At 68.9% G+C, this 21,491-nt stretch carries 23 protein-coding genes and 1 pseudogene; 4 read left to right on the forward strand and 20 right to left on the reverse strand.

The window, feature by feature from the left end; translation table 11 throughout:
- Window positions 1-116 precede the first annotated feature (116 nt).
- Window positions 117-932 (reverse strand): translation elongation factor Ts, encoded by an 816-nt coding sequence (gene tsf, locus SK803_RS33370; RefSeq protein ID WP_319970148.1) that lies wholly within the window; start codon window positions 930-932, stop codon window positions 117-119.
- 72 nt (window positions 933-1,004) lie between these two features.
- The gene (rpsB, locus tag SK803_RS33375; protein ID WP_319970150.1) at window positions 1,005-1,850 is read right to left on the reverse strand and encodes a 30S ribosomal protein S2; all 846 of its coding nucleotides are present in this window, start codon (window positions 1,848-1,850) and stop codon (window positions 1,005-1,007) included.
- Window positions 1,851-2,221: 371 nt separating this feature from the next.
- Between rpsB and SK803_RS33380 the strand changes: the two genes are divergently transcribed.
- The gene (locus SK803_RS33380) at window positions 2,222-2,701 is read left to right on the forward strand and encodes a M23 family metallopeptidase (RefSeq protein ID WP_319970152.1); all 480 of its coding nucleotides are present in this window, start codon (window positions 2,222-2,224) and stop codon (window positions 2,699-2,701) included.
- A 721-nt stretch (window positions 2,702-3,422) separates the two neighbouring features.
- On the opposite strand, the gene SK803_RS33385 is transcribed toward SK803_RS33380, so the two are convergent.
- Complete coding sequence (locus SK803_RS33385) at window positions 3,423-4,418, reverse strand: FliA/WhiG family RNA polymerase sigma factor (RefSeq protein WP_319970154.1); 996 nt, start codon at window positions 4,416-4,418, stop codon at window positions 3,423-3,425.
- Entirely contained in the window at window positions 4,393-5,370 is a 978-nt protein-coding gene (locus SK803_RS33390) for a tyrosine recombinase XerC (protein ID WP_319970155.1), read from the reverse strand. Before SK803_RS33390 ends, SK803_RS33385 begins: the two co-directional genes overlap by 26 nt.
- A gap of 208 nt (window positions 5,371-5,578) precedes the next feature.
- On the opposite strand from SK803_RS33390, the gene SK803_RS33395 reads away from it, so the two are divergent.
- Window positions 5,579-6,049, forward strand: a complete 471-nt coding sequence (locus tag SK803_RS33395) for a hypothetical protein (RefSeq protein ID WP_319970156.1) — start codon at window positions 5,579-5,581, stop codon at window positions 6,047-6,049.
- Window positions 6,050-6,093: 44 nt separating this feature from the next.
- A complete protein-coding gene (locus SK803_RS33400; RefSeq protein WP_319970158.1) occupies window positions 6,094-7,590 on the forward strand; it encodes a M48 family metalloprotease in 1,497 nt (498 codons plus the stop codon).
- 38 nt (window positions 7,591-7,628) lie between these two features.
- Here the strand turns inward: SK803_RS33400 and dprA are convergent, their stop codons facing one another.
- The 15 genes and pseudogenes from dprA to SK803_RS33475 all read right to left on the reverse strand — a co-directional run bounded on the left by dprA (window position 7,629) and on the right by SK803_RS33475 (window position 19,814).
- On the reverse strand, window positions 7,629-8,804 hold the full coding sequence (gene dprA / locus SK803_RS33405; protein ID WP_319970160.1) for a DNA-processing protein DprA: 1,176 nt from the start codon (window positions 8,802-8,804) through the stop codon (window positions 7,629-7,631).
- Between the two features lie 691 nt (window positions 8,805-9,495).
- Window positions 9,496-11,019, reverse strand: a complete 1,524-nt coding sequence (locus tag SK803_RS33410; protein WP_319970162.1) for a YifB family Mg chelatase-like AAA ATPase — start codon at window positions 11,017-11,019, stop codon at window positions 9,496-9,498.
- 1 nt (window position 11,020) lies between these two features.
- On the reverse strand, window positions 11,021-11,398 hold the full coding sequence (locus tag SK803_RS33415; RefSeq protein WP_319970163.1) for a YraN family protein: 378 nt from the start codon (window positions 11,396-11,398) through the stop codon (window positions 11,021-11,023).
- A gap of 164 nt (window positions 11,399-11,562) precedes the next feature.
- Window positions 11,563-11,886 (reverse strand): DUF2469 domain-containing protein, encoded by a 324-nt coding sequence (locus SK803_RS33420; protein ID WP_030468024.1) that lies wholly within the window; start codon window positions 11,884-11,886, stop codon window positions 11,563-11,565.
- The gene (locus tag SK803_RS33425) at window positions 11,886-12,677 is read right to left on the reverse strand and encodes a ribonuclease HII (RefSeq protein ID WP_319970164.1); all 792 of its coding nucleotides are present in this window, start codon (window positions 12,675-12,677) and stop codon (window positions 11,886-11,888) included. Before SK803_RS33425 ends, SK803_RS33420 begins: the two co-directional genes overlap by 1 nt.
- Window positions 12,674-13,540 carry a signal peptidase I gene (gene lepB / locus SK803_RS33430; RefSeq protein WP_319970165.1) on the reverse strand — a complete coding sequence of 289 codons (867 nt, stop codon included), beginning with the start codon at window positions 13,538-13,540 and terminating at the stop codon, window positions 12,674-12,676. The genes SK803_RS33425 and lepB (SK803_RS33430) overlap by 4 nt, the downstream gene beginning before the upstream one ends.
- Before the next feature lie 16 nt (window positions 13,541-13,556).
- Window positions 13,557-14,285, reverse strand: a pseudogene (gene lepB / locus SK803_RS33435) (signal peptidase I); the annotation flags it as partial.
- Between the two features lie 3 nt (window positions 14,286-14,288).
- Window positions 14,289-14,648, reverse strand: coding sequence for a 50S ribosomal protein L19 (gene rplS / locus SK803_RS33440; protein ID WP_086663379.1), 360 nt, complete (start codon window positions 14,646-14,648; stop codon window positions 14,289-14,291).
- Window positions 14,649-14,802: 154 nt separating this feature from the next.
- Window positions 14,803-15,549 (reverse strand): tRNA (guanosine(37)-N1)-methyltransferase TrmD, encoded by a 747-nt coding sequence (trmD, locus tag SK803_RS33445; RefSeq protein ID WP_319970166.1) that lies wholly within the window; start codon window positions 15,547-15,549, stop codon window positions 14,803-14,805.
- Complete coding sequence (rimM, locus tag SK803_RS33450; protein ID WP_319970167.1) at window positions 15,539-16,054, reverse strand: ribosome maturation factor RimM; 516 nt, start codon at window positions 16,052-16,054, stop codon at window positions 15,539-15,541. The genes trmD and rimM overlap by 11 nt, the downstream gene beginning before the upstream one ends.
- 19 nt (window positions 16,055-16,073) lie before the next feature.
- Window positions 16,074-16,313 carry an RNA-binding protein gene (locus tag SK803_RS33455; protein ID WP_030468017.1) on the reverse strand — a complete coding sequence of 80 codons (240 nt, stop codon included), beginning with the start codon at window positions 16,311-16,313 and terminating at the stop codon, window positions 16,074-16,076.
- Complete coding sequence (gene rpsP / locus SK803_RS33460) at window positions 16,310-16,753, reverse strand: 30S ribosomal protein S16 (RefSeq protein WP_319970169.1); 444 nt, start codon at window positions 16,751-16,753, stop codon at window positions 16,310-16,312. The genes SK803_RS33455 and rpsP overlap by 4 nt, the downstream gene beginning before the upstream one ends.
- Window positions 16,754-16,875: 122 nt before the next feature.
- On the reverse strand, window positions 16,876-17,607 hold the full coding sequence (locus SK803_RS33465; RefSeq protein ID WP_319970170.1) for a LamB/YcsF family protein: 732 nt from the start codon (window positions 17,605-17,607) through the stop codon (window positions 16,876-16,878).
- The gene (locus SK803_RS33470) at window positions 17,607-18,383 is read right to left on the reverse strand and encodes a CPBP family intramembrane glutamic endopeptidase (RefSeq protein WP_319970171.1); all 777 of its coding nucleotides are present in this window, start codon (window positions 18,381-18,383) and stop codon (window positions 17,607-17,609) included. Before SK803_RS33470 ends, SK803_RS33465 begins: the two co-directional genes overlap by 1 nt.
- 555 nt (window positions 18,384-18,938) lie before the next feature.
- Window positions 18,939-19,814: an RNA polymerase sigma-70 factor gene (locus tag SK803_RS33475; RefSeq protein ID WP_319970172.1), complete on the reverse strand. Its 876-nt coding sequence runs from the start codon at window positions 19,812-19,814 to the stop codon at window positions 18,939-18,941.
- Window positions 19,815-19,957: 143 nt separating this feature from the next.
- Here SK803_RS33475 and SK803_RS33480 point away from each other — a divergent pair, with 143 nt between their 5' ends.
- Window positions 19,958-20,437 carry a carboxymuconolactone decarboxylase family protein gene (locus SK803_RS33480; RefSeq protein WP_319970173.1) on the forward strand — a complete coding sequence of 160 codons (480 nt, stop codon included), beginning with the start codon at window positions 19,958-19,960 and terminating at the stop codon, window positions 20,435-20,437.
- Here SK803_RS33480 and SK803_RS33485 read toward each other — a convergent pair.
- Window positions 20,434-21,489: an amidohydrolase family protein gene (locus SK803_RS33485; protein WP_319970267.1), complete on the reverse strand. Its 1,056-nt coding sequence runs from the start codon at window positions 21,487-21,489 to the stop codon at window positions 20,434-20,436. The two genes, SK803_RS33480 and SK803_RS33485, sit on opposite strands and share 4 nt — an antisense overlap.
- Window positions 21,490-21,491 lie beyond the last annotated feature (2 nt).

Consider the following 21,491-nt stretch of genomic DNA (forward strand, 5'->3'; position numbering starts at 1 on the left):
TGTAGCCGTGGCTACCTTCTTCGCTCACAGGTCCTCTCCTCGCGCCTTTGGGAAGGAATCGTCTGGACATGCTGAGGGCGGGGTCGCCTGTTGCCGCAACCCCGCCCTCACCGCAATCAGCTCTGGCCGACCTCGAACCGAGCGAAACGGGTAACCGTCACGCCGGCCTCGTCCAGAAGAGCCTTGACCGTCTTCTTGCTGTCCGTCACGGAGGCCTGCTCGGTGAGCACGACGTCCTTGAAGAAGCCGTTGACGCGACCCTCGACGATCTTGGGGAGCGCGCCCTCGGGCTTGCCCTCCTCGCGAGCGGTCTCCTCGGCGATGCGACGCTCGTTGGCGACGAGCTCCTCGGGAACCTCGTCACGGGTGACGTACTTCGGGCGCATGGCGGCGATCTGCATCGCGGCACCCTTCGCGGCCTCGGCGTTGTCACCGGTGTACTCGACCAGCACGCCGACGGCGGGCGGCAGGTCAGCGGCGCGCTTGTGCAGGTAGACCGAGACGGTGCCGTCGAAGTCGACGGCCTTGGCCAGCTCGAGCTTCTCGCCGATCTTGGCGGAGAACTCCTGAACCAGCGCGTCCACGGTCTTGCCGTCGACCTCGACGGCCTTGAGGGCCTCGACGTCGGCGACCTTGTTGGCCTTGGCGAGCGCGACGATGTCGTCCGCGAGGGCGATGAAGTCGGCGTTCTTGGCGACGAAGTCGGTCTCGCAACGCAGCTCGACCATCGCGCCGTCCTTGACGGCGACGAGGCCGTTGGACGTGGTGCGCTCGGCGCGCTTGCCGACGTCCTTGGCGCCCTTGATGCGCAGGATCTCGACGGCCTTGTCGAAGTCGCCGTCAGCCTCGTCCAGCGCCTTCTTGCAGTCCATCATGCCGGCGGCGGTCAGCTCGCGGAGCTTCTTGACGTCCGCGGTGGTGTAGTTCGCCATCGTTTTCCTTCTGCGATGTACGCGCTTGAGTCACGCGGCGCCCGCTGGTGTGCGGGCGCCGCGTGGGGGAAATCAGGACTGGACGGGCTGCTCGGCCGGGGCTGCCTCGGCCGGGGCCTCAGTCGCGACGGCCGCGTTGGTGGTGAGGAGCTCCTGCTCCCACTCCGCCAGCGGCTCGTCGGTCGCGACCTCGGGCTTGTCCTGGCCGTCGGCGGCGTCGCGACGGGCGCCGGAGCGCTGCATGAGACCGGCGGCGGCGGCCTCGGCCACCACCTTGGTCAGCAGAGCCGCGGAACGGATCGCGTCGTCGTTACCCGGAATCGGGTAGTCGACCTCGTCCGGGTCGCAGTTGGTGTCGAGGATCGCGACGATCGGGATGTTCAGCTTGCGAGCCTCACCGACCGCGATGTGCTCCTTCTTGGTGTCCACGATCCACACGGCGCTGGGCACCTTGGACATGTCGCGGATACCGCCGAGCGTGCGCTCCAGCTTGTCCTTCTCGCGGTTCATCATCAGGATTTCCTTCTTGGTGAAACCCTGGAAGCCGCCGGTCTGCTCCATCGACTCCAGCTCCTTGAGGCGCTGAAGCCTCTTGTGGACCGTGGAGAAGTTGGTGAGCATGCCGCCCAGCCAGCGCTGGTTCACGTACGGCATGCCGACGCGGAGGGCCTCGTTCGCGATGGCCTCCTGCGCCTGCTTCTTCGTGCCGATGAACAGGATCGACCCGCCGTGCGCGACCGTCTCCTTGACGAACTCGAAAGCCCTGTCAATGTAGGTCAGCGTCTGCTGCAGGTCGATGATGTAGATGCCGTTGCGCTCGGTGAAGATGTAACGCTTCATCTTCGGGTTCCAGCGCCGGGTCTGATGCCCGAAGTGCACGCCGCTGTCAAGCAGCTGCCTCATGGTTACGACGGCCATGGCCGGTTCGCACCTCATCTGTCGGGACGCGCCAGGTCTCGCCTTTGCGCGTCGGTTCGGTTGACGCTTCAGGCCGGTGAGGCCGTCAGCCCTGGTGCCATTGCCGCCGTCCGCACCCACGGAGGATCTCTCCACCATCAGGACCGTCGGACGTCGTGACTCGACCCGGCTGGGATCAGCTGGTCGGATCTGCGTTGGCACGCGAAGTCGTCCCGCGCACAGACGGGACGCGCCCGACAGTCTACGCCGAACCCCCGACAAACTTCGAATCGCCCCCGCCCCACCCACCCCAGTTGTCCACAACCGGCGAGTAATCCACAGATCCCCAATACCCGCTGGTCCCCGATGACCCCCTGACCCACCGTTGACCCATGCCCCTCCTCCCCGCCGCCCTGCTGCTCACAACCCTGCTGACCCCCACCGCCACCCGCTTCACCTGGCCACTGCCACCCCCGCACCCGGTAGTCCGCGCGTTCACCGCCCCGGCCACCCCCTTCGGCCCCGGCCACCGAGGCGTGGACCTCTCCGCCGCCGCAGGCACCCCGGTCCTGGCCGCAGGCGACGGCGTCGTGATCTACGCGGGCGCCGTAGCAGCCCGCACGCTCGTGTCCCTGCAACACAGCGGCGGCCTGCGCACCACTTACGAGCCAGTGGCACCAACCGTCGCGGCCGGCCACTCAGTGCGCCGCGGCGACGTGCTCGGCCACCTCCAGGAAGGCCACTGCCCGTCGCCGTGCCTGCACTGGGGCGTCCGGCGAGGCCACGAGTACCTGGACCCTCTCCGACTGGTGACCTCAGGCCGCGTACGCCTGCTGCCCCTGACCCCGTCGACACCGCCCAGAGGCGGCTGACACACCTCCGCTGCGCGGCCGCCCCGTCCCGCCCGCAGCGATCCCGATCGGGCGTCGTCCCGCCACTGCCCGGCGGTCGACGGCGGCGCGTCCCCGTTGCGCGCCGCGACGCCCGACAGGTGCCGGGAGGTCGGAGGCAGCGGCGTGTCTCCCCCGACCTCCCGGCACACCTGCCCGGACGCGGCCCGGCTGACTGCGGCCCCACAGCTCGTGCGCAGCGACGGTCAGCCGCTCCTCCGCCCCCCGCAGCCAACCCGGTCACGCCCGCCGCGCCGACAGCCACCAGGAGGCAGTCACGTCCACGCGCGATCCGCCTCTCACCACGGCTGCTGACCGTGCCCCACACGCGCCTGATCTGGCCCTACACCGGCCTGACGAGCGGCCGAACGCACGCCCGTGCGCTCTGACACGCGCCCCCAAAACGCGGCCTCACCTACGGCCTTCGGCCCGTTTCCCAGCAGCTGTTCTCGCCCTGGACGTGCCCGGCAAGCCCGCGCCGGCTGGTTCCGGGCGTACTGCTGCCCGAGCGGGCACTCGGTGTGGTTGGAGCCGCTCCATGAGCCACCCGTTCGAGTGAATTAGCCCTGGCAAGCGACGGAAAGGGGTGTTTTGCCCATGTTCTGGCGGCTCGGCGGCGTCGTCAGCGCACCGCGGCGGCATGGTGGTGTGCGCGTGCGGCAGCCCGGCGCTCGCCGGGTTGCGGGTGGGGAGGGAGGCTGGCTCAGGCCTCGGACTGCTCGTTGAGCTTGGTGCGCAGGCGCAGGACGGCGCGGGTGTGCAGCTGGCAGACCCTGGACTCGGTGACGCCGAGGACCTTGCCGATCTCGGCGAGGGTCAGGTTCTCGAAGTAGTACAGGGTCACGACCACGCGGTCGCGCTCGGCGAGCTGGGCGATCGCGTCGGCCAGCTGACGGCGGCTGTCCTGGTCGACGAGGCTCGCGACCGGGTCTTCCGCGCCGTCGTCCGGCAGCGACTCGGCCAGGGAGGCGCCGCCCTTGTTCGGGGCGATCAGCTCGTCGAGGGCGACGACGCTGGTGAGCTGGAGCTGGCCGTAGAGCTCGCGCAGCTCAGCCAGACCGATCTTGAGCTCTGCGGCGAGCTCGCGGTCGGTGGGCGTGCGCTGCAGCTTGGCGCCGAGGCGTTCCAGGGCGCGTTCGACGTCGCGGGCGCGGCTGCGGACCGAGCGCGGCACCCAGTCCTGGGAGCGCAGGTCGTCGAGGATCGCGCCGCGGATGCGCTGCATGGCGTAGGTCTCGAACTTGAGGCCGCGTTCCGGCTCGAACTTCTCGATCGCGTCGACCAGGCCGAAGATGCCGGACTGGATCAGGTCGGCCACGTCCACGTGGGCGGGCAGGCCCGTGCCGACGCGGCCGGCGACGTACTTGACCAGCGGCGCGTAGTGCAGCACCAGGCGATCGCGCTGGCCCTGCTCGCGGGACTCGCCGTAGCTGCGCCACAACGCGACGATGCCGGCCTCGACGTCGTCACCAGACCTGGCGTCCGCGCGCGTCACGGCAGTCGGGACGGCAACGGGCGTGCCGTTGACATGCGTGTCGGCACCGGGCTCTGAGCTCGCCTCGGTGTGCGGCGCGCCGTTCTGACGGTGCCCGTTGCTCGCTTGTTTCGAAACTGGTGCGGGCACGACGGGTTCAGGGGGCACGGTCGCCGTACGCGATCCTCCCCCTGCGGCGTCAGGAACGGGGGTGGGTTCGGTCATGGATCGCCTTCAGCCGTTCGACAGTGACGTGTGTATAAAGCTGAGTCGTTGCGAGCGTAGCGTGACCAAGCAGTTCTTGGACGGTGCGCAGGTCCGCTCCTCCTTCCAGCAAATGGGTCGCAGCGGAGTGGCGCAACCCGTGCGGCCCGATGTCCGGTGCATCCGGTACCACGGCGACGACCTCGTGCACCAGAGTGCGAACGGCTCGCTGGTTCAGCCGGCCGCCGCGGGCACCGAGGAACAACGCCGGTGGCGAATCCGGTGCTACCAGGGCGTTTCGCCCCTCGTCCAGCCACCGCCGCAGCGCTCGCTCCGCCGGCACGCCGAACGGCGTGCTGCGCTCGCGTCCACCTTTGCCCAGAACCCGAATCACCCTTAGGGAGTAGTCCACGTCGCCGAGGTCAAGACCACAGAGTTCGGCCACGCGGATACCTGTGGCGTACAGCAACTCCACCACGGCCTGATCACGCAGCGCAACCGGATCGCCTTCGGAAGCGCCAGAGGATACGGCAGCCAGCGCGTCCTTCGCCTGGTCCGCACGCAACACGGACGGCAACGTCCGGTGCGGTCGCGGAGCGGCGAGCCGAGGCCCCGGATCTGCTGCCAGATGACCGGCGCGGTGCGCCCACGCCGTGAATGCGCGTGCAGCAGCAGCCCGCCGCGCGAGTGTCGTACGGCTGGCACCAGCCGTGCGTTGCGCGGCAAGCCAAGACCGCAGGTTCGTGAGGTCGATGCGGCTGACGTCGGCGTTTTCCAGGCTATTCCCCGCGACGTGTCCAAGAAGTGCCACCGCGTCACCGATGTACGCGCGCACGGTGTGCGGCGAGAGATCGCGCTCCAACGTCAGGTGCCGTTCGTACTGCCGCAACACGTCTGCAACGAACGCCGGCAGTTTTTCGCGCAGGCGAACGAGATCGACACGACGTGTCCGACCATGCGGCGGCGGGGACATAGGCCAAGACGCTGCGCCAGTCGGGGCGTTTGGTCAAGTATCGCCACACCCTCGCGCCATTTGAGAGCGCTCTCATGATCGGTAACACGATAACGTTTCAACTCCCTGTGACGACCAGGGCTTTGGTGGCTCGTACAGATCACCTTTCGGAGTAGCGATGGCAGCCGGTACCACCGTCCGAACAGCCGAAGACCTAGCCCGCCGAGTCGTGCGGAAGATCGCTCCCGAGGAGCTGTCCTCGTTCGGCATCGTCGCAGCTCCGTACCTGGAGAGCCCCAAGCAGGCCGAACGCAGGCTGCGCCAGGCCCATGACGACCCGCTGGGCTTCGGCCTCGGCGACATCGTCACCATGGCGACGCCCGTGATCGCCCTCGTGTCCGGCAGCGTGATCACCGCGGTCTCGGACAGCGTCGGCAAAGCCGTGCGCGACGGCACCACCAACACCGCGCGCAAGGCGTGGCGCAAACTCCGCGGCAAGCCCGTCGAACCACTCGAGCTGCCGTCGACGCCGCTCACCAAAGCCCAGCTCACCGAGGTGCGCCAGATCGCGCTGGAGCGCGCCCTCTCGCTCGGCATGAAGCAGCAGAAGGCCGAAGCGCTCGCCGACGCCGTTGTCGCCGCCCTCGTGCTGCGCGACGACGACCAGGACACCGGCGAGGCCGGTGACGCCTCCAGATGACGGAAGCGAAGCCGCAGGTCAACCCCAGGGCACTACCGTCCGCGATGATCCTCCTGCTTCTCCTCCTCACGGTGACGGTGCTCCTCAACGTCTTCTTCGTCGCGAACTGGCTGTCCGGCCTCGAACAAGGCGGCGCCGGCTCCCTCCTGCAGAAACTGCAGATGCTCCTGACGCCGGGCCTGGCCGTCTACGGCATCTACGCGGCGATCCGCATCCGCCGCTCCACCCCGCTCGCCGAGATCGCGGGCCTCCGCGAGGCCAGCAAGGCCGTGACGGGGCTCGTGCTGGAGGTGAACCCACCCCGCCACACCGACATCCGCCTGGGCAAACACCTGGGCAGCCGCGCCTACGTCACCGGCCCGCCACGCAAGCCGATCATCGTGCTGGGCCCGGAGCTCCTGGCGCTGCACGCGATGCCCGGCGAACGCAAAGCCGTGTTCGACGCCGTCGTGCGCCACGAACTCGCACACGTGCACGCCGGCGACCTCTGGTGGTACCAGCTGGCCACAGTGCTGCGGTTCTCGAACCTCTCCACGGGCTTCTTCACCCTGTTCGTCCTGTGGCTCGACGTCCTGCTCGACCGCGGCGACATCACCTCCTTCCTCGTGAGCACGTTCCGCCTGGCCGCACTGACCCTCCTCACCGAACTGATCGCCAGAGCCTTCCTGCGTGCCCGCGAACACGCCGCCGACCTGCACGCCGCGGAGTTCGGCGTCGAAGGCCTCCTGGCAGCCGTCCAGTCACACGAAACCGACCAGACGCGCTCGGTCGTCCGCACCTGGCTGCGCCGCCACCCCGGCGCCGACGAACGCTCGCAAGCCCTGACGAACCCGATGCGCCTGCTCGCCTCACCGTTCGGCCAGGTGTTCCTCGGCGCCGCAGCAGCCGGCGCCGGCTTCGTCACGTTGCAGGACCTCCTCCTCACCGGCAGCACCGCGGACAAAGCGACGCCGGTCATGACCGGCGTGCTGCTCGGCATCCCGCTGACCCTGTTCGTGGCCTTCAGCCTGTGGCGCGGCGCCTGGCAGGAGAACCGCAACCGCTTGCGCCCACTGCTGACCGCCGCCGCACTGCTCGGCGGCCTGGTGACCGGCAGCCATCTGCCGCTCTACACCCGGATCTTCGACCAAGCCCCGATCGGTATCCCGATCGCGCCGTCCACTCTGCTGGCCCTCGCCCTGGGCACCGCCGGCCTGTGCTGGTGGCTCGACTCCCTCAGCACCTCGTGGCACCAAACCGACCCGAGCGCCTCACGAATGCCCACGTTCCTCAGGTACGCGGTGCCGTCCGCCTGCGGGGTCGGCGGCTGGCTGTTCGCGGTCCTGTGGACCTGGTCGGCCCGGCTGCGCGGCATCTACCTCGGCTGTCCCCTGGAGGAATCCAGGAACCTGCCGATCTGCCAGTCCTCGACACCCGAGTCCGACACCGCCATCACCGTGGCAAGGGACTTCGGCTTCACGTTCTGGTCAATTCTCACCCTCCTGGTCGTCGTTGCGACCCTCGTCGTCCCGCACCACCTGCGCACTCGCTCCAGCCGGTAGCCGCTCCGTCCACAATGGACGGCGTCTCGGTCAGCCGATCACCGCACCTCCAATCTCTGCCAGCCCTCGTCGACCTGCAGCGCCAGCCCGGCGAGCTCCAGTTCGGGCAACAACGCCCGAACCCGTTCCAACGGCACCCCGGACTCGACCGACACGCCCTCGTCACTGACCCCGCACCGCTTCCCCAAGGCCTCGTAGACCCGCATGGCCTCCCCCTGCGGCGCCCCGAGGTCGCTCTCCTTCTCGGCGGGCTCGGTGGCGAGGTCGTCCCCGAACCGCCCCACCGACTCCACGATTTCGGCCACCGAACTGACCGACACCGCCTGCCCGTCCCGCAACAACTCGTGGCACCCCACCGAACTGGCCGAAGTGACCGGCCCGGGCACCACCATCAACTGCCGCCCCAACGCCAGCGTGATCGCGGCCGTGTTCTTGGCCCCGCTACGCCGCCCGGCCTCAACAACCACGGTGCCGCCACCCAAGGCCGCGATGAGCCGGTTGCGTGTGAGGAACCGATGCCGCGCAGGCGTCACCCCAGGCGGGTACTCGCTGACGATCAACCCTTCCCGCGCGATCTTGCCGAGCAACCCCTGATGCCCGGCGGGATAGGCGAAGTCCACCCCGCAAGCCAGCACCGCGATCGTCAACCCGTTGGCACCCAACGCCCCGCGATGAGCAGCACCGTCAATTCCGTACGCCGCACCGGACACAACGGTCACACCGACGTCCGCCAACCCGTACGCGAACTCGCCGGCAACATGCTCGCCATACCCACTGGCCGCCCGCGACCCCACGATCGCCACGGCCTTCTCGACCGCCTCCGCCAGGTCATGCGACCCACGCACCCACAGCGCCAACGGCTCACCCCGCCGCGCATTCCCCAGCGCCACGAACGGCCACCGCGGCCACTCGTCGTCCTCCGGAATCACCAGCCGCCCACCCCGCTCGGCAACACGCGCGAGGTCTTCGCGAGCCCGCTCCTCGCCCCGGCGAGCAGACGTCTGGCTGGCAACGGACGGCGACACCTCACCCGCGCGAACCAGCTCAGCAGCCTCAACCGGCCCGACCTGGGCAACCAGCCCCGCGAGCGCCGACGGGTAGGGCTCGGCGACGCGGGAGAGGTAGGCCCTGGCCAGACGGACGGGATCGATGGATGGACCGGTGGTCGGAGCGGCAGGTGGAGCGCTGGGCGGGGAGGTGGATGGAACGGTCACCGGAACCACCACCAGGGCAACCAGCGGTGCCAGGGTTCTGGGCGCCACGGGTTCGGCGGGCTGACACCGGCGGGGCGCCTTCGGAGTGTGCAAGGCAGTTGCAGAAGAGCAGGCACGGCCGACGCTGCGGAGGCAGCCGGGGCGAGGAGTGGGGTCATGGTCGGGCTCCTTGTTGGTCGGACGGGTGGGTGAGCGGGGCGCCCGCTGGGGATGGGGCGGGCGCCCCGCTCGGGAACCGGACGCGAGCCGAGGCTCGAGGCTCTGCGTCCGGCGACTCGGGTGGCGGAGATTGGGTGAGGTGCCGGGCGCGGAGTGGGAGTGGGCTCCGCGCCCGGCGGCTTGGGGTCAGCCAGATCGGCTGGGGTCGAGGGGTCGAGGTCACGGCGCGCTCGAGGGGTCGAGGGACAGGTCACGGCGGGCCGGACCGATGGGCTGTGGACCGGCGAGTGAGCCAGGTGTGAGCGGCGTGGGGCCAAAGGCCCGGCGGCTTGGGGTGCGGCCGGTTCGAGATGTGACTGGTCCGGGCTGGAGGCGGGGTCGGGGTGCGGGCGGGGTCGGGGCCGGTTGGGGTGGCCGTTGGGTGAGCGGGCGCTTGCCGGGGGTGGGGGCTCGCGCCCGCTCGGTTGGGGCCGGCCGTGGAGCCGGGGCTTGAGTGCTCCTGCGGCCGGCTGCTTGGGGCTTGGCGGAGTGGTTAGGAGAGGGCTCGGCGTTCTCGGAACTGGAGGGCGGCGGCTACGTGGTCGGCGGTGGGGGTGTCGGATTCGGCCAGGTCGGAGAGGGTCCAGGCGACTCGTAGGCAGCGGTCGGCGCCTCGGCCGGTCAGGGCGCCGGTGGCCAGGGCGCGGTCTAGCAGGGCTGTGGTTTGGCGTGGGAGGGCGAACTCGCGGCGTAGGGCTGGGCCTGGGACGAGGGCGTTGGCGGGCCAGGTGTGGCCGTGGGAGGACCAGCGGGTTGCGGCCCTTGATCTGGCTTTGAGGACTCGGGCGCGGACTACCGCTGTGGGTTCTGGTGGGGTGGCGTCGGCGTTGGACATGGCGGTGGTCGCCCGCATTCGGACGCGGAGGTCCACGCGGTCCAGCAGGGGGCCGGAGAGGCGGGCCTGGTAGCGGCGGCGGACTGTGGTGGTGCAGGTGCAGTCGATCTCTTTCGGCGGGGCGCAGGGGCAGGGGTTCGTGGCGAGGATCAGCTGGAAGCGCGCCGGGTAGCGGGCTACGCCGTCGCGGCGGGGGATGCGGACTTCGCCTTCTTCCAGGGCTGTGCGGAGGGTGTCGATCGTCTTCTGGCCGAACTCGCAGGCTTCGTCGAGGAAGAGGACGCCTTTGTGGGCTCGGGAGGCGGCGCCTGGCTTCGCCATTCCGGCGCCGCCGCCGATCAGGGCCGCGATCGAGGTCGTGTGGTGGACGTTCACGAACGGTGGGCTGGATACGAGCGGGTAGTCCGAGGAGAGGACTCCTGCTACCGAGTGGACGGCTGTCACCGCCAGGGCGTCTTGGCGGGTCAGCGGTGGGAGCAGGCCGGGGAGGCGTTCGGCGAGCATCGTTTTGCCGGTGCCCGGCGGGCCGGTCAGGAGCAGGTGGTGGGCGCCTGCCGCGGCTACTTCGAGGGCCCAGCGTGCTTCTGGCTGGCCCACCACGTCGGCCAGGTCCGGGGCTTCCGGGCAGGGCGGGTCGGCCTGGGGTGGTGCGGGTTGCAGCGTCACGTCCTCGGCGCGCAGCCAGGAGAGGACCTCGGACAGCGTCAGTGCGCCGTGCACTTCCACGCCGTCGACCAAGGACGCTTCGGGCAAGGCGTCGACCGGGACGATGGCCGTCTTGAGGCCTGCTCTGCGGGCGGCCAGCAGGGCCGGGAGCATGCCGCGGACCGGGCGGACTCGACCGTCCAGCGCCAGTTCGCCGAGCAGGACGGTGGTGGACAGGCGCTCGGGCGGGACCGAGCCGGCGGCGGCCAGGGTCGCGCAGGCGATGGCGAGGTCGTAGCCGCTGCCGCCTTTGGGCAGGTTCGCCGGGGACAGGCCGAGCACGATGCGCTGCTTCGGCCACTCCTCGTCGCTGTTGCGGACAGCGGCCTTCACGCGCTCCTTCGACTCGTGCAAAGAAGCGTCCGGCAGGCCGAGGAGATGGGTGCGGGGCTGGCCCACGCCCACGTCGGCCTCGATCTCGACGGCCAGGCCGTCGACGCCGTAGAGCGCGACCGCCCACGCCTGCGCGAGGCCCATCTCAGGCTCCCCGCAGGTGTTGCAGGTGCGCCTTGCCGTCAGGGGGCCAGGTGACCGAGATCAGGTCGACGCGGACCTGGCACCAGCCGACACCGTGCGCGGCCAGCCAGCGCAGGGCTGTTCGGCGCAGGCGGGACAGCTTGCGCTGGTCCACGGCCTCGTCCGGGCGGCCCCAGACGGGACCGGACCTGGTCTTGACCTCGCAGACGACCAGGCGGCCACCTTCGACGGCCACGACGTCGAGCTCGCCGTCGCGGCACGTCCAGTTGCGGGACAGGACGACCAGGCCCTGCCCCTCCAGGTACCTGCACGCCAGATCCTCGCCCTGCCTGCCCAGTTCCTGCTGCCTGGTCTCGGCCGGTGCCTGCGCTGCTGCCACCACTGCCTTCGCCTCCCTGTGGGTCGTTGGGTACGACCTTGCAGGGTGGGGTGGGGCGGGTGGCCGGGCTGAGGGGAATCTGTGGACAACTCAGCGGCTGTGGACAAGTCGGCCGTTGTCGATCTTGAAACGGCGGAATTGTCGGTGGGGTGTGCTAGTGGGTGCTACGTGGGGAACGGCCCGCTTTCCGGCAGGCGAAGGTCCGGCTTGTCCAGCTCCTCCACGTTCACGTCCTTGAACGTGATGACACGAACGTTCTTGACGAACCTCGCGGGGCGGTACATGTCCCACACCCACGCGTCCGACATGCGCACCTCGAAGTACACCTCGCCATCGGCGTTGCGCACCTGCACGTCCACCGAGTTGGCCAGGTAGAAACGCCGTTCGGTCTCCACGACGAACGAGAACTGGCTGACGATGTCGCGGTACTCCTTGTACAGCGACAACTCCATCTCGGTCTCGTACTTCTCGAGATCCTCTGCACTCATTACGCCTCCGCGCGGGTCATCTGCTCCGCGCCCTCACTCGTCGCGAGCTCCCCGACGTCAGCCGGGGTTGCACCATTCTGGACCACGGCTGTCGTGGTCGTGCCGCGCGCCACCCTGTGCGGCGCGGCGAGACCGTGCTTCGAAGCCGCCGCTGCCACATTTACATACGACCAGCGATGCTCCGCACACGGCCCGTGTTCCATCAACGCCGCTGTGTGTTCCGGCGTGCAGTACCCCTTGTGCACGTTGAACCCGTACTGCGGATACCGCGAGTGCAGGTCCTCCATGATCCGGTCCCGCGTGACCTTGGCCAGCACAGATGCCGCCGCCACGCACGCGGCCGCCTGGTCGCCCTTGATCACCGCGACACTCGGCGCGGGCATCCCCGGCACCTTGAAACCGTCGGTCAGCACGTACCCAGGATGCGTCGCCATCTGCGCCACCGCGCGCCGCATGCCCTCGAGGTTCATGACGTGGATTCCCAGCCAGTCGATCTCGGCGGGCGACACGACGATCACCGAGTGATCGACGGCACGCTTCAGCACCAGGTCGTACATCCGGTCGCGCGCCAGGGCCGTCATCAGCTTCGAGTCGTTCAAGCCTTCGAGCCGTGCCGCGTCACCCGGCCGCAACACGCACGCCGCGATCACCAGCGGCCCGGCACAGGGCCCACGGCCGGCCTCGTCGACGCCGGCGACCGGCCCCAGTCCCCGTCGCTCCAGCGAGCCCTGCAACGCCCAGTTCCCGGCAGAGCCCCGCACCACCGCGCGAGGCGGCATCAGCATGGTCATCGGCGGAATCGGTCTCGCACTCGACGTCCCAGCAGGAGAAGGGGCCACGCGGCGACGATACCGAGCCCCAGCGGGACGTTCTGCTGCCATCCCGGCGCACCCATCGACACGGCCTGCGGGTCGTGGTCCGTCACGCCGCCCCACCTCGACGGAGGCAGCACGATCACGCGCGCCTTGCCGATCACGTTGTCGACCGGCACGAGCCCGTTGAGCCCGCCCTGACCCTGGCACCGCGAGTCGCACGAGTGGTTGCGGTTGTCACCGAGCACGAACAGCATCCCGTCCGGGATCTTGAGCTCCTCGAACGACTCCTGCTCGGCCGGCGTGCCCTCGTCGAAGTGCTTGTACGGCTCGTCGAGCGCCTTGCCGTCCACCGTCACGCGGTTCTGCTCGTCGCAGCACTTCACGGTCTGCCCGCCGACGGCGATCACGCGTTTGACGAAGTCCTCCTCGTTCGCCGACGGCAGGCCGATCAGCGACCCGAGCCACGACAGCCCCTCCGAGATCGGGTTGCCCGACTCCTCGGAGATGAAGTCGTTCTGCCACGACGGCGGCCCGCGGAACACGATCACGTCGCCGGGCGACGGATCGGTGAAGCGATAGGTGACCTTGTCCACGAGCACCCGGTCGCCGTAGCAGTCGGTGCACCCGTGCAGCGTCGCCTCCATCGACTCCGACGGGATCATGTAGACGCGGCCGAGAAAGATCTGGATGCCGATCGCGAGGCCGAACGCGACCAGGATGAGGACCGGCAGTTCCTTCCAGAAGTTGCCCTTTTTCTTCTTCTTCGAAGTGGGTTCATCCGAAGCGTCCGAAGCGGGCTCGTCGCTGGACGGGTTCTGCGCTGGATCGACGTCAACCACGAGATCAGCCTAGGGGCTGCGGGTTGTGATCCGACACAACACTCCACCGATCTTTCGGGAAAACGACGTACCGCGCCTTCCCGATGACGTTCTCGACGGGCACTGTGCCCGCTACGCCCCCACCGCCCTGTTTGCGCGAGTCGGTGGAGTTCATCCGGTTGTCCCCCATTACGAACAACCGTCCTTCCGGCACGCGCACGGGAGCGAACGGCTCGTGGTCCGCTGACGAAGTGCCGGGCTGCCAGTACACATAGGGCTCATCAAGCGGTTTGCCGTCCACGACAAGACGATGCTGCTCATCGCAGCACATCACCGTCTGCCCGGGCAGCGCGATGACGCGCTTGACGAAGTCACGCTCGTTCGCGGGCGCGATGCCCAGCAATGAACCGATGTTCTGTGCGGCGCGCGCGACGGGATTCGTCGACGGCGCGGCGCGGAAGTCGTTCGCGGTCCAAGCTTCAGGGCCGCGGAACACGACCACCTCGCCCGGTTCGATGTCGCCGAAGCGGTAGGTGATCTTGTCGACCAGCACGCGGTCGTTCTCGCAGCCGGTGCAACCGTGCAACGTGCGTTCCATCGACGCCGAGGGGATCACGTAGACCCGCGCCACGAACGCCTGGATCAGCACCGTCAGCACGACGGCCGTCAGCACGACGTAGAGAACTTCTCTCCAGACAGGAGTACGCCCCCGCTCCGGTTCATCCGGTGCGGAGGCGTCCTCGAAGTCTGCTGGGCTCGAAGCCACCGATCAGGAGACCGGACGGGCCTCGCGCTTCTCCTTGATCTTGGCAGCCTTGCCGCGCAGGTCGCGCAGGTAGTACAGCTTGGCGCGACGCACGTCACCGCGGGTCACGACCTCGACCTCGGAGATGTTCGGGGAGTGCACCGGGAAGGTGCGCTCGACGCCGACACCGAACGAGACCTTGCGGACGGTGAAGGTCTCACGGATGCCGCCACCCTGGCGACGGATCACGACGCCCTGGAACACCTGGACGCGCTCGCGCGAGCCCTCGATGACGCGGACGTGAACCTTCAGCGTGTCACCCGCGCGGAAGGCCGGGATGTCAGTACGCAGCGACTGGGCGTCAAGTGCGTCCAGGATGTTCATCGGTCGTCCTCACATGTGTCTGTGAACTCCCCAGAGCATGTTCCATGACAGTGCACGACATGATGGGGGTCGGTTAGGAGCGCACGCCGGTATGACAACCAGCTGCGGCAACTGGTCCAGTGTGCCAGACCAGGCACTCCGGAATGAAATCGGGCTACTCCCCGCCCTCGCGCAAGCGCGTGAGCAAGGCCCGGTCATGCTTGTCGAACGCGTCCTCCGGCAACGATTCCAGCAGGTCAGGACGCCTTTCAAAGGTCCTCACGAGCGATTGGTCACGCCGCCAGCGGTTGATCAGCTTGTGGTTGCCGGAACGCAGCACGTCCGGCACGGCGAGCTCACGCCACACCTCCGGCCGCGTGTAGCTCGGGCCTTCGAGCAGGCCGTCCTGGAACGAGTCCTCGGCGTGCGACTTCGGGTTGCCGAGCACGCCGGGCAGCAGCCGCGCGACCGCTTCCACGATCGCGAGCACGGCCACCTCGCCGCCGACGAGCACGTAGTCGCCGATGGACACCTCGTCGACGCGCACGCGCCGTGCGGCGTCATCGACAACACGCTGGTCGATGCCCTCGTAGCGACCGCACGCGAACACGAGGTGCGACTCGTTCGCGTACTCGTGTGCGACCGCCTGCGTGAACGGGCGTCCGGCTGGCGTCGGCACGATGAGACGCGTCTCGTCCGTGCACACGTCGTCGAGCGCGGGACCCCAGATGTCGGCCTTCATGACCATGCCGGGACCGCCGCCGTACGGGCTGTCGTCGACGGCCTTGTGCACGTCCTGCGTCCAGTCGCGCAGGTCGTGGACGCCGACGCTGATCAGGCCCTTGTCGATCGCCTTGCCCAGCAACGCCGCACGCAGCGGCGTCAGGTACTCCGGGAAGATCGTGACGACGTCAATCTGCATCGAGGAGACCCTCTGGCGGATCGATCACGACACGGCCGCCGCGAACGTCCACAGTGGGCACGATCTCGCGCACGAACGGGATCAGCGCCTCGCCGCGGTCACGGATGACCACGAGCAGCTCGCCACCGGGGCCGTGCAGGATCTCCTTGACCGTGCCGAGCTTGGTGCCGTCGACGAGTTCCGCCGTGAGCCCTTCGAGTTCGTGGTCGTAGAACTCGTCGGGATCGCCGGTCGGCGGCAGGTCGTCGGTGCTGCCCAGCAACAACGTGCCGCGCAACGACTCCGCGACGTCGCGCGTGAGGACTTCCTCGAAACGCACGAGCAGCCGCCCGGCATGAGGCCGGGCGGCTGACACGGTGAGGCTTCGAGACGTGCCGTCACGCAGCTTGGCCTGAATCTTCTGCCCGAGTGCGAAACGCAGCTCGGGTGAATCAGTGCGCACGTCAACGGAGAGTTCGCCGGTGATCCCGTGCGCCTTGGCCACACGGCCGACGACGACGTCCATTTGCCCTTTGCTGCTTCGTTCAGCGGTCGGTGTCAACGACGTCGACCCGCACACCACGACCGCCGATACCGGCCATCACGGTGCGCAGAGCCGTCGCGGTGCGACCGCCACGACCGATCACCTTGCCGAGGTCGTCCGGGTGGACGTGGACCTCGAGGGTGCGGCCGCGACGGGTCGTCACGAGGTTCACCCGGACGTCGTCCGGGTGGTCGACGATGCCGCGAACGAGGTGTTCGAGGGCGTCAGCCAACAAACTCACGCCTCGTCCTTGGGCGCCTCGGCGTCAGCCTTGGGGGCCTCTTCGGCCTTCTTGGCCTTCTTCGCCTTCGGCGTGGTGGCCTCGGTCATCGGCTCGGAGCTCGCGGCGGCGAGCGCGGCGGCGAACAGGTCGGCCTTCGACGGCTTCGGCTCCTTGACCTTCAGGGTGCCCTCGGCGCCCGGCAGGCCCTTGAACTTCTGCCAGTCACCGGTGATCTCGAGGAGACGCTGCACCGACTCGGTCGGCTGCGCGCCGACACCCAGCCAGTACTGCGCGCGCTCGGAGTCGACCGCGATGAACGACGGCTCTTCCTTGGGGTGGTACTTGCCGATCGTCTCGATGGCCTTGCCGTCGCGACGGGTGCGCGCGTCGGCGACCACGATGCGGTAGTACGGCTGGCGGATCTTGCCGAGACGCTGAAGCTTGATCTTGACGGCCACGAGTGTGGTGCTCCTTGAACTCTGTGTTGGTGTTGCGCACGGCCGCGGCCCGGGCAGAGGGGCCGACCGCGGCGGACGACGGTTAATTGTGCCAGATGGGGGCAGGCGGATCCGAATCGGGTCTACACGAACGCCGTCACAGTGCCGAGCGCTTCCCTGACGGCCCGCGCGTGCTCGACTGCTCCGGGGGTGTCGCCGTGCACGCACAACGACTCCGCCTGCACCTTGATGACCGCGCCGTCGACAGCGACCAACTCGCCATCGAGGAGGCGCACGGCGCGTTCGACGACCTGCTTGGTGTCGGTGAGCAGGGCGTTCGACTGCCCGCGTGGCACCAGAGTGCCGTCCGGGAGATAGCCGCGGTCGGCGAAGGCCTCCTGCACCGGGCGCAGGCCGGCGGCTTCCGCCGAGTGCAGCAGGTGCGAGAACGGCAGCCCGAGCACGGGCAGGTCCTTGAACGCCTTGACGCCGTTGACCACGGCTTTCGCCTGCTTCTCGTGGTGCACGGTCGCGTTGTACAAGGCACCGTGCGGCTTCACGTACACAACCTCAGTGCCTGCTGCTCGTGCGCACGCGTCGAGCGCACCGATTTGGTACAGCACCTCGTCGGCCAGTTCGATCGGGTCGACGTCGATGAACCGCCGCCCGAAGCCGGCCAGGTCGCGGTAACTGACCTGGGCACCGATCTTCACGCCGTTCTTGGCGGCTTCCTCGCACACCTTGCGCATCGTGGACGGATCACCGGCGTGGAAGCCGCACGCGACGTTCGCACTGGTGATGATGCCCAGCAACGCGTTGTCGTCGCCGAGCCGCCAGATGCCGAAACCCTCGCCGAGGTCGCTGTTCAGGTCCATCACATGACCCCGACGGAGACGAGGAGGAGGGTGAGTCCGGGCAGGAAGTTGTTCATCATGTGCGCCACGATGCTCGCCCCGAGCCTGCGGGTGAGCAGGCGGGCGATGCCGATCGGGATGGCGATCACGAGCAGCAACGACGTGCGCAGCGGCTCGAAGTGGCCGATCGCGAAGATCACCGTGGTGAGCCCGAACGCGGCCCAGCGGCTCCAGCCCTGACGTTCGACGGCACCCCACAGCAGGCCGCGGTAGATGATCTCCTCGCAGACCGGTCCGATGAGGCTGACGTAGAGGAACATCGTGATCGCGGCGCTGAGCGGCAGGTTCGAGCCCGACAACAGATCGCCGACGGCGCTCGTCGCGTTCTCCTCGCCGACGACCTTCGCCCAGATCGTGGCGGCGGAGTAGGTCAGGACGAGGCCGAGGATGCCGAGCTTGAGACCCGTGGCCAGGTCTTCCTTGGTCATGGTGAAGCGCAGATCGATCTTCGGCCCGTTGCCTCTGACGTACGTGATCACGATGGCGACGGCCGCCGCCAGGATCGTCGGCACGATCGAGCCGATCAGCACGAACGACACCGAGTCGACCAGGCTCACGCCGAACTGCTTGGCAACGGCCGTGATGAACACGGCGCTGAGGATGAAGACAGCCTCCACCAGCAGAAAAGCGCCGAACCCCCAACGCTGGCCGACCCGCTCGGGCTCCGGGTTGCGGCTGATGTCCCGCACGCTCTCGAGGAAGCCTCGCTTCGGCTTCAGGGACTCCGGCTCACTCACGCTCTGCAATCTAGTCACGCCTCAACTACCCGCGGCTGCACAGCGGCCAGTGACACTCTCATGATCAGCTCACCTCGCGATCGACGGCTTCTGAAGCACCGATGCGCTGTCGGTGCCTCGCGATACGCTTGGAGTGGGGACCGCGAGCCCCCTTGGGGGAGTGCTGCCGCCCCCGAATCCGAGGCTACTGTGCGGCACCGACGGAAACCGGGCCAAGCGTCTGGCCAAAAGATGGTCAGATCGGGTCCCGCCGGATGTCCTTGCTCCTGGCGTTACGGATCGGCGTACAAACGCTGCTACTAAACCTGGTGTCAGCCGGTTGGGCGGCGGGTGTGCGCAGTTGGCGGGCTTGGTCACGCCTGGCTCGTCGGCTGGGGCGGGCGCGTCGTGGTGGCTTGTCTCGGCAGGTGCGGCCGGTGATGGATCTCCGCGTACGACGGCGGTTCCGCGTTGCGCAGGATGCGTCGTTGCGGCGCCGCGAGGATGGCCGAACAGAGCGAGCACGACTGCTGTAGCGCTCACGGAAGCCCGGCTCCGCGGCGAACGCGGCCGAACTCAGCGGCGCAGGGCCGTCTCCTCCTCCATGTGCGACAGCTTCTCGGGGTTGCGCACCGCGTAGAGCCCGCTGATCCGCCCGCCGTCGAGGCGCACCGCGATCACGGTGTCGAGTTCGCCGCCGAACCTGACGATCAGCGCCGGGTGACCGTTGGCGCTGGCCGGTTCCATCGTCCAGCCCGAGACCTTGAGCAGGCCGCCGAGCAGCATGCGGGCCACCTTGTCGGCGCCTACGACCGGGCGTGGCACTGCCTGCTTCACGCCGCCGCCGTCGCCGAGGAACACGACGTCCGGGGCGAGAAGGTCCAGCAGGCCTTGCAGATCGCCGGTTTCGGTGGCGCGCTGGAACGCTGCCAGGGCGTCGCGGGTCTCGTTCTGGGAGACCGCCTCGCGTGGGCGGCGGGAGGCGACGTGCGAGCGGGCTCGGTGGGCGATCTGGCGGACCGCCGCGGGGTTCTTGTCGACGGCGGCGGCGATTTCGTCGTAGTCCAGGTCGAAGACTTCGCGCAGCACGAACACGGCGCGTTCGGTCGGGGTCAGGGTTTCGAGGACGAGCATCATCGCCATCGAGACGCTGTCGGCCAGTTCTACGTCTTCGGCGACGTCCGGGGTGGTGAGCAGCGGTTCGGGGAGCCAGGAACCGACGTAGGACTCCTTGCGGCGGCCCAGGGTGCGCAGGCGGGTCAGGGCCTGGCGGGTGACGATGCGGACCAGGTAGGCGCGGTGGTTCTCCACTGCGCCGAGGTCTACGCCGGACCACTTGAGCCACGTCTCCTGCAGCACGTCCTCGGCGTCGGCGGCCGAGCCGAGCATCTCGTAGGCGATCGTGAAGAGCAGGTTGCGGTGGCTGACGAAGGTGTCGGTGGCGTCCGGCATTGATCTCCTCCTGGGAACGGGCCTCCCCATGAGACGCCGGCCAACTGCGGCTTGTGACAGTGGCATGGGTCACAGAAACGAGCTGTCACAGGCGAAGCGGCAGCGGCATCTCGTGGTCGTTCGAAAGCCACGAGGAGGAAATCATGGAACCCCGCTTCAACCTTTTCGGCACCGAGACCGGCACCAAGCTCGCGAAGCGGTTCGCCGGACTCGGCCAGGCGGTCCACCAGACGTCGCTGCCGGCGCTCACCGCAGAACTGGTCAGCCTGCGGGCCAGCCAGCTGAACGGGTGCGGCTTCTGCCTCGACATGCACGTCAAGGAAGCCATCGCGGCGGGTGAGGACCCGTTGCGGCTGCACCTGGTCGCCGGTTGGCGTGAGACGACCGTGTTCACCGAGGCAGAGGAGGCCGCGCTGGCGTTCGCGGAGGAGGGCACGCTGCTCACGCGTGAGGGCGTGAGCGACGAGACCTGGGACAACGTGCGCAAGCACTACGACGACGAGCAGACGGCCGCTCTCGTCTGCCTGGTCGGCCTCATCAACGCCGCCAACCGGATGGCCGTGATCACGCACCAGAAGGGCGGCTCGTACCAGAGCGGTGCGATGGCCCAGTTCCAGAGCTAGTGGATCCGGCCCCTGAGCATGATCATGCGCGGCGTCCGCAGGACATCGAGGTTCTCCCGCGGATCCTCGTCGTAGACCACGATGTCCGCGGCCGCGCCTTCGGTCAGCGACGGGAAGCCGAGCCACTCGCGGGCGTTCCACGACGCGGCACCGATGGCGTCCGCGGCGCTCATGCCGACTCGGTGCAACGCGGCGATCTCGTCGACGATGCGGCCGTGCTGGATGCCGCCGCCCGCGTCGGTGCCCGCGTAGACCGGCACGCCCGCCTCGATCGCGGACGAGACGGTCGTGGAGACACGCGCGTGCAGCTCACGCATGTGGTTCGCGTACGCGGGGTACTTGCCGGCCTTGTCCGCGATGCCGGGGAAGGTCTCGATGTTGATCAGCGTGGGCACCAGCGCGGTGCCCTGCGCGGCCATCAGCGAGATCGTGTCGTCGGTCAGGCCGGTGCCGTGCTCGATGCAGTCGATGCCCGCGTTGATCAGGCCGGGCAGGGCGTCCTCGCCGAACACGTGGGCCGTCACCTTGGCGCCGGCGTCGTGGGCGACCTTGATGGCCTGGGCCAGCTCGTCGTCCGTCCACAGTGGAGCGAGGTCGCCCACGCCGCGGTCGATCCAGTCGCCGACGAGCTTGACCCAGCCGTCGCCGTACGCGGCCTGCTCGGCCACGGCTGAGGCCAGGTCCGACTCGATCTCCACGCCGATGTACGGGATGTAGCGCTTCGGGCGGGCGATGTGACGGCCCGCGCGGATGATCCGCGGCAGGTCCAGGCGCTCCTGCAACGGCGTGGTGTCGATCGGCGAACCGCAGTCGCGGATCAGCAACGTGCCCGCGTCGCGGTCCGTCAGCGCCTGCTCGACGGCCTCGGACAGCTCGACGCCGCCCTTGGGGCCCAAGCCGACGTGGCAGTGCGCGTCGACCAGGCCCGGAACCAGGAACCCACCGTCGACCACGGTCTGTGCGTTCGGCACCGGCTGGGTGCGCACACGGCCGTTGACGACCCACAGGTCGCGCGGCTCGCCGTCCGGGAGGACGACGCCGCGCAGGTGCATGG

The organism is Lentzea miocenica (assembly GCF_033949945.1).
Classification (GTDB): domain Bacteria; phylum Actinomycetota; class Actinomycetes; order Mycobacteriales; family Pseudonocardiaceae; genus Lentzea; species Lentzea miocenica.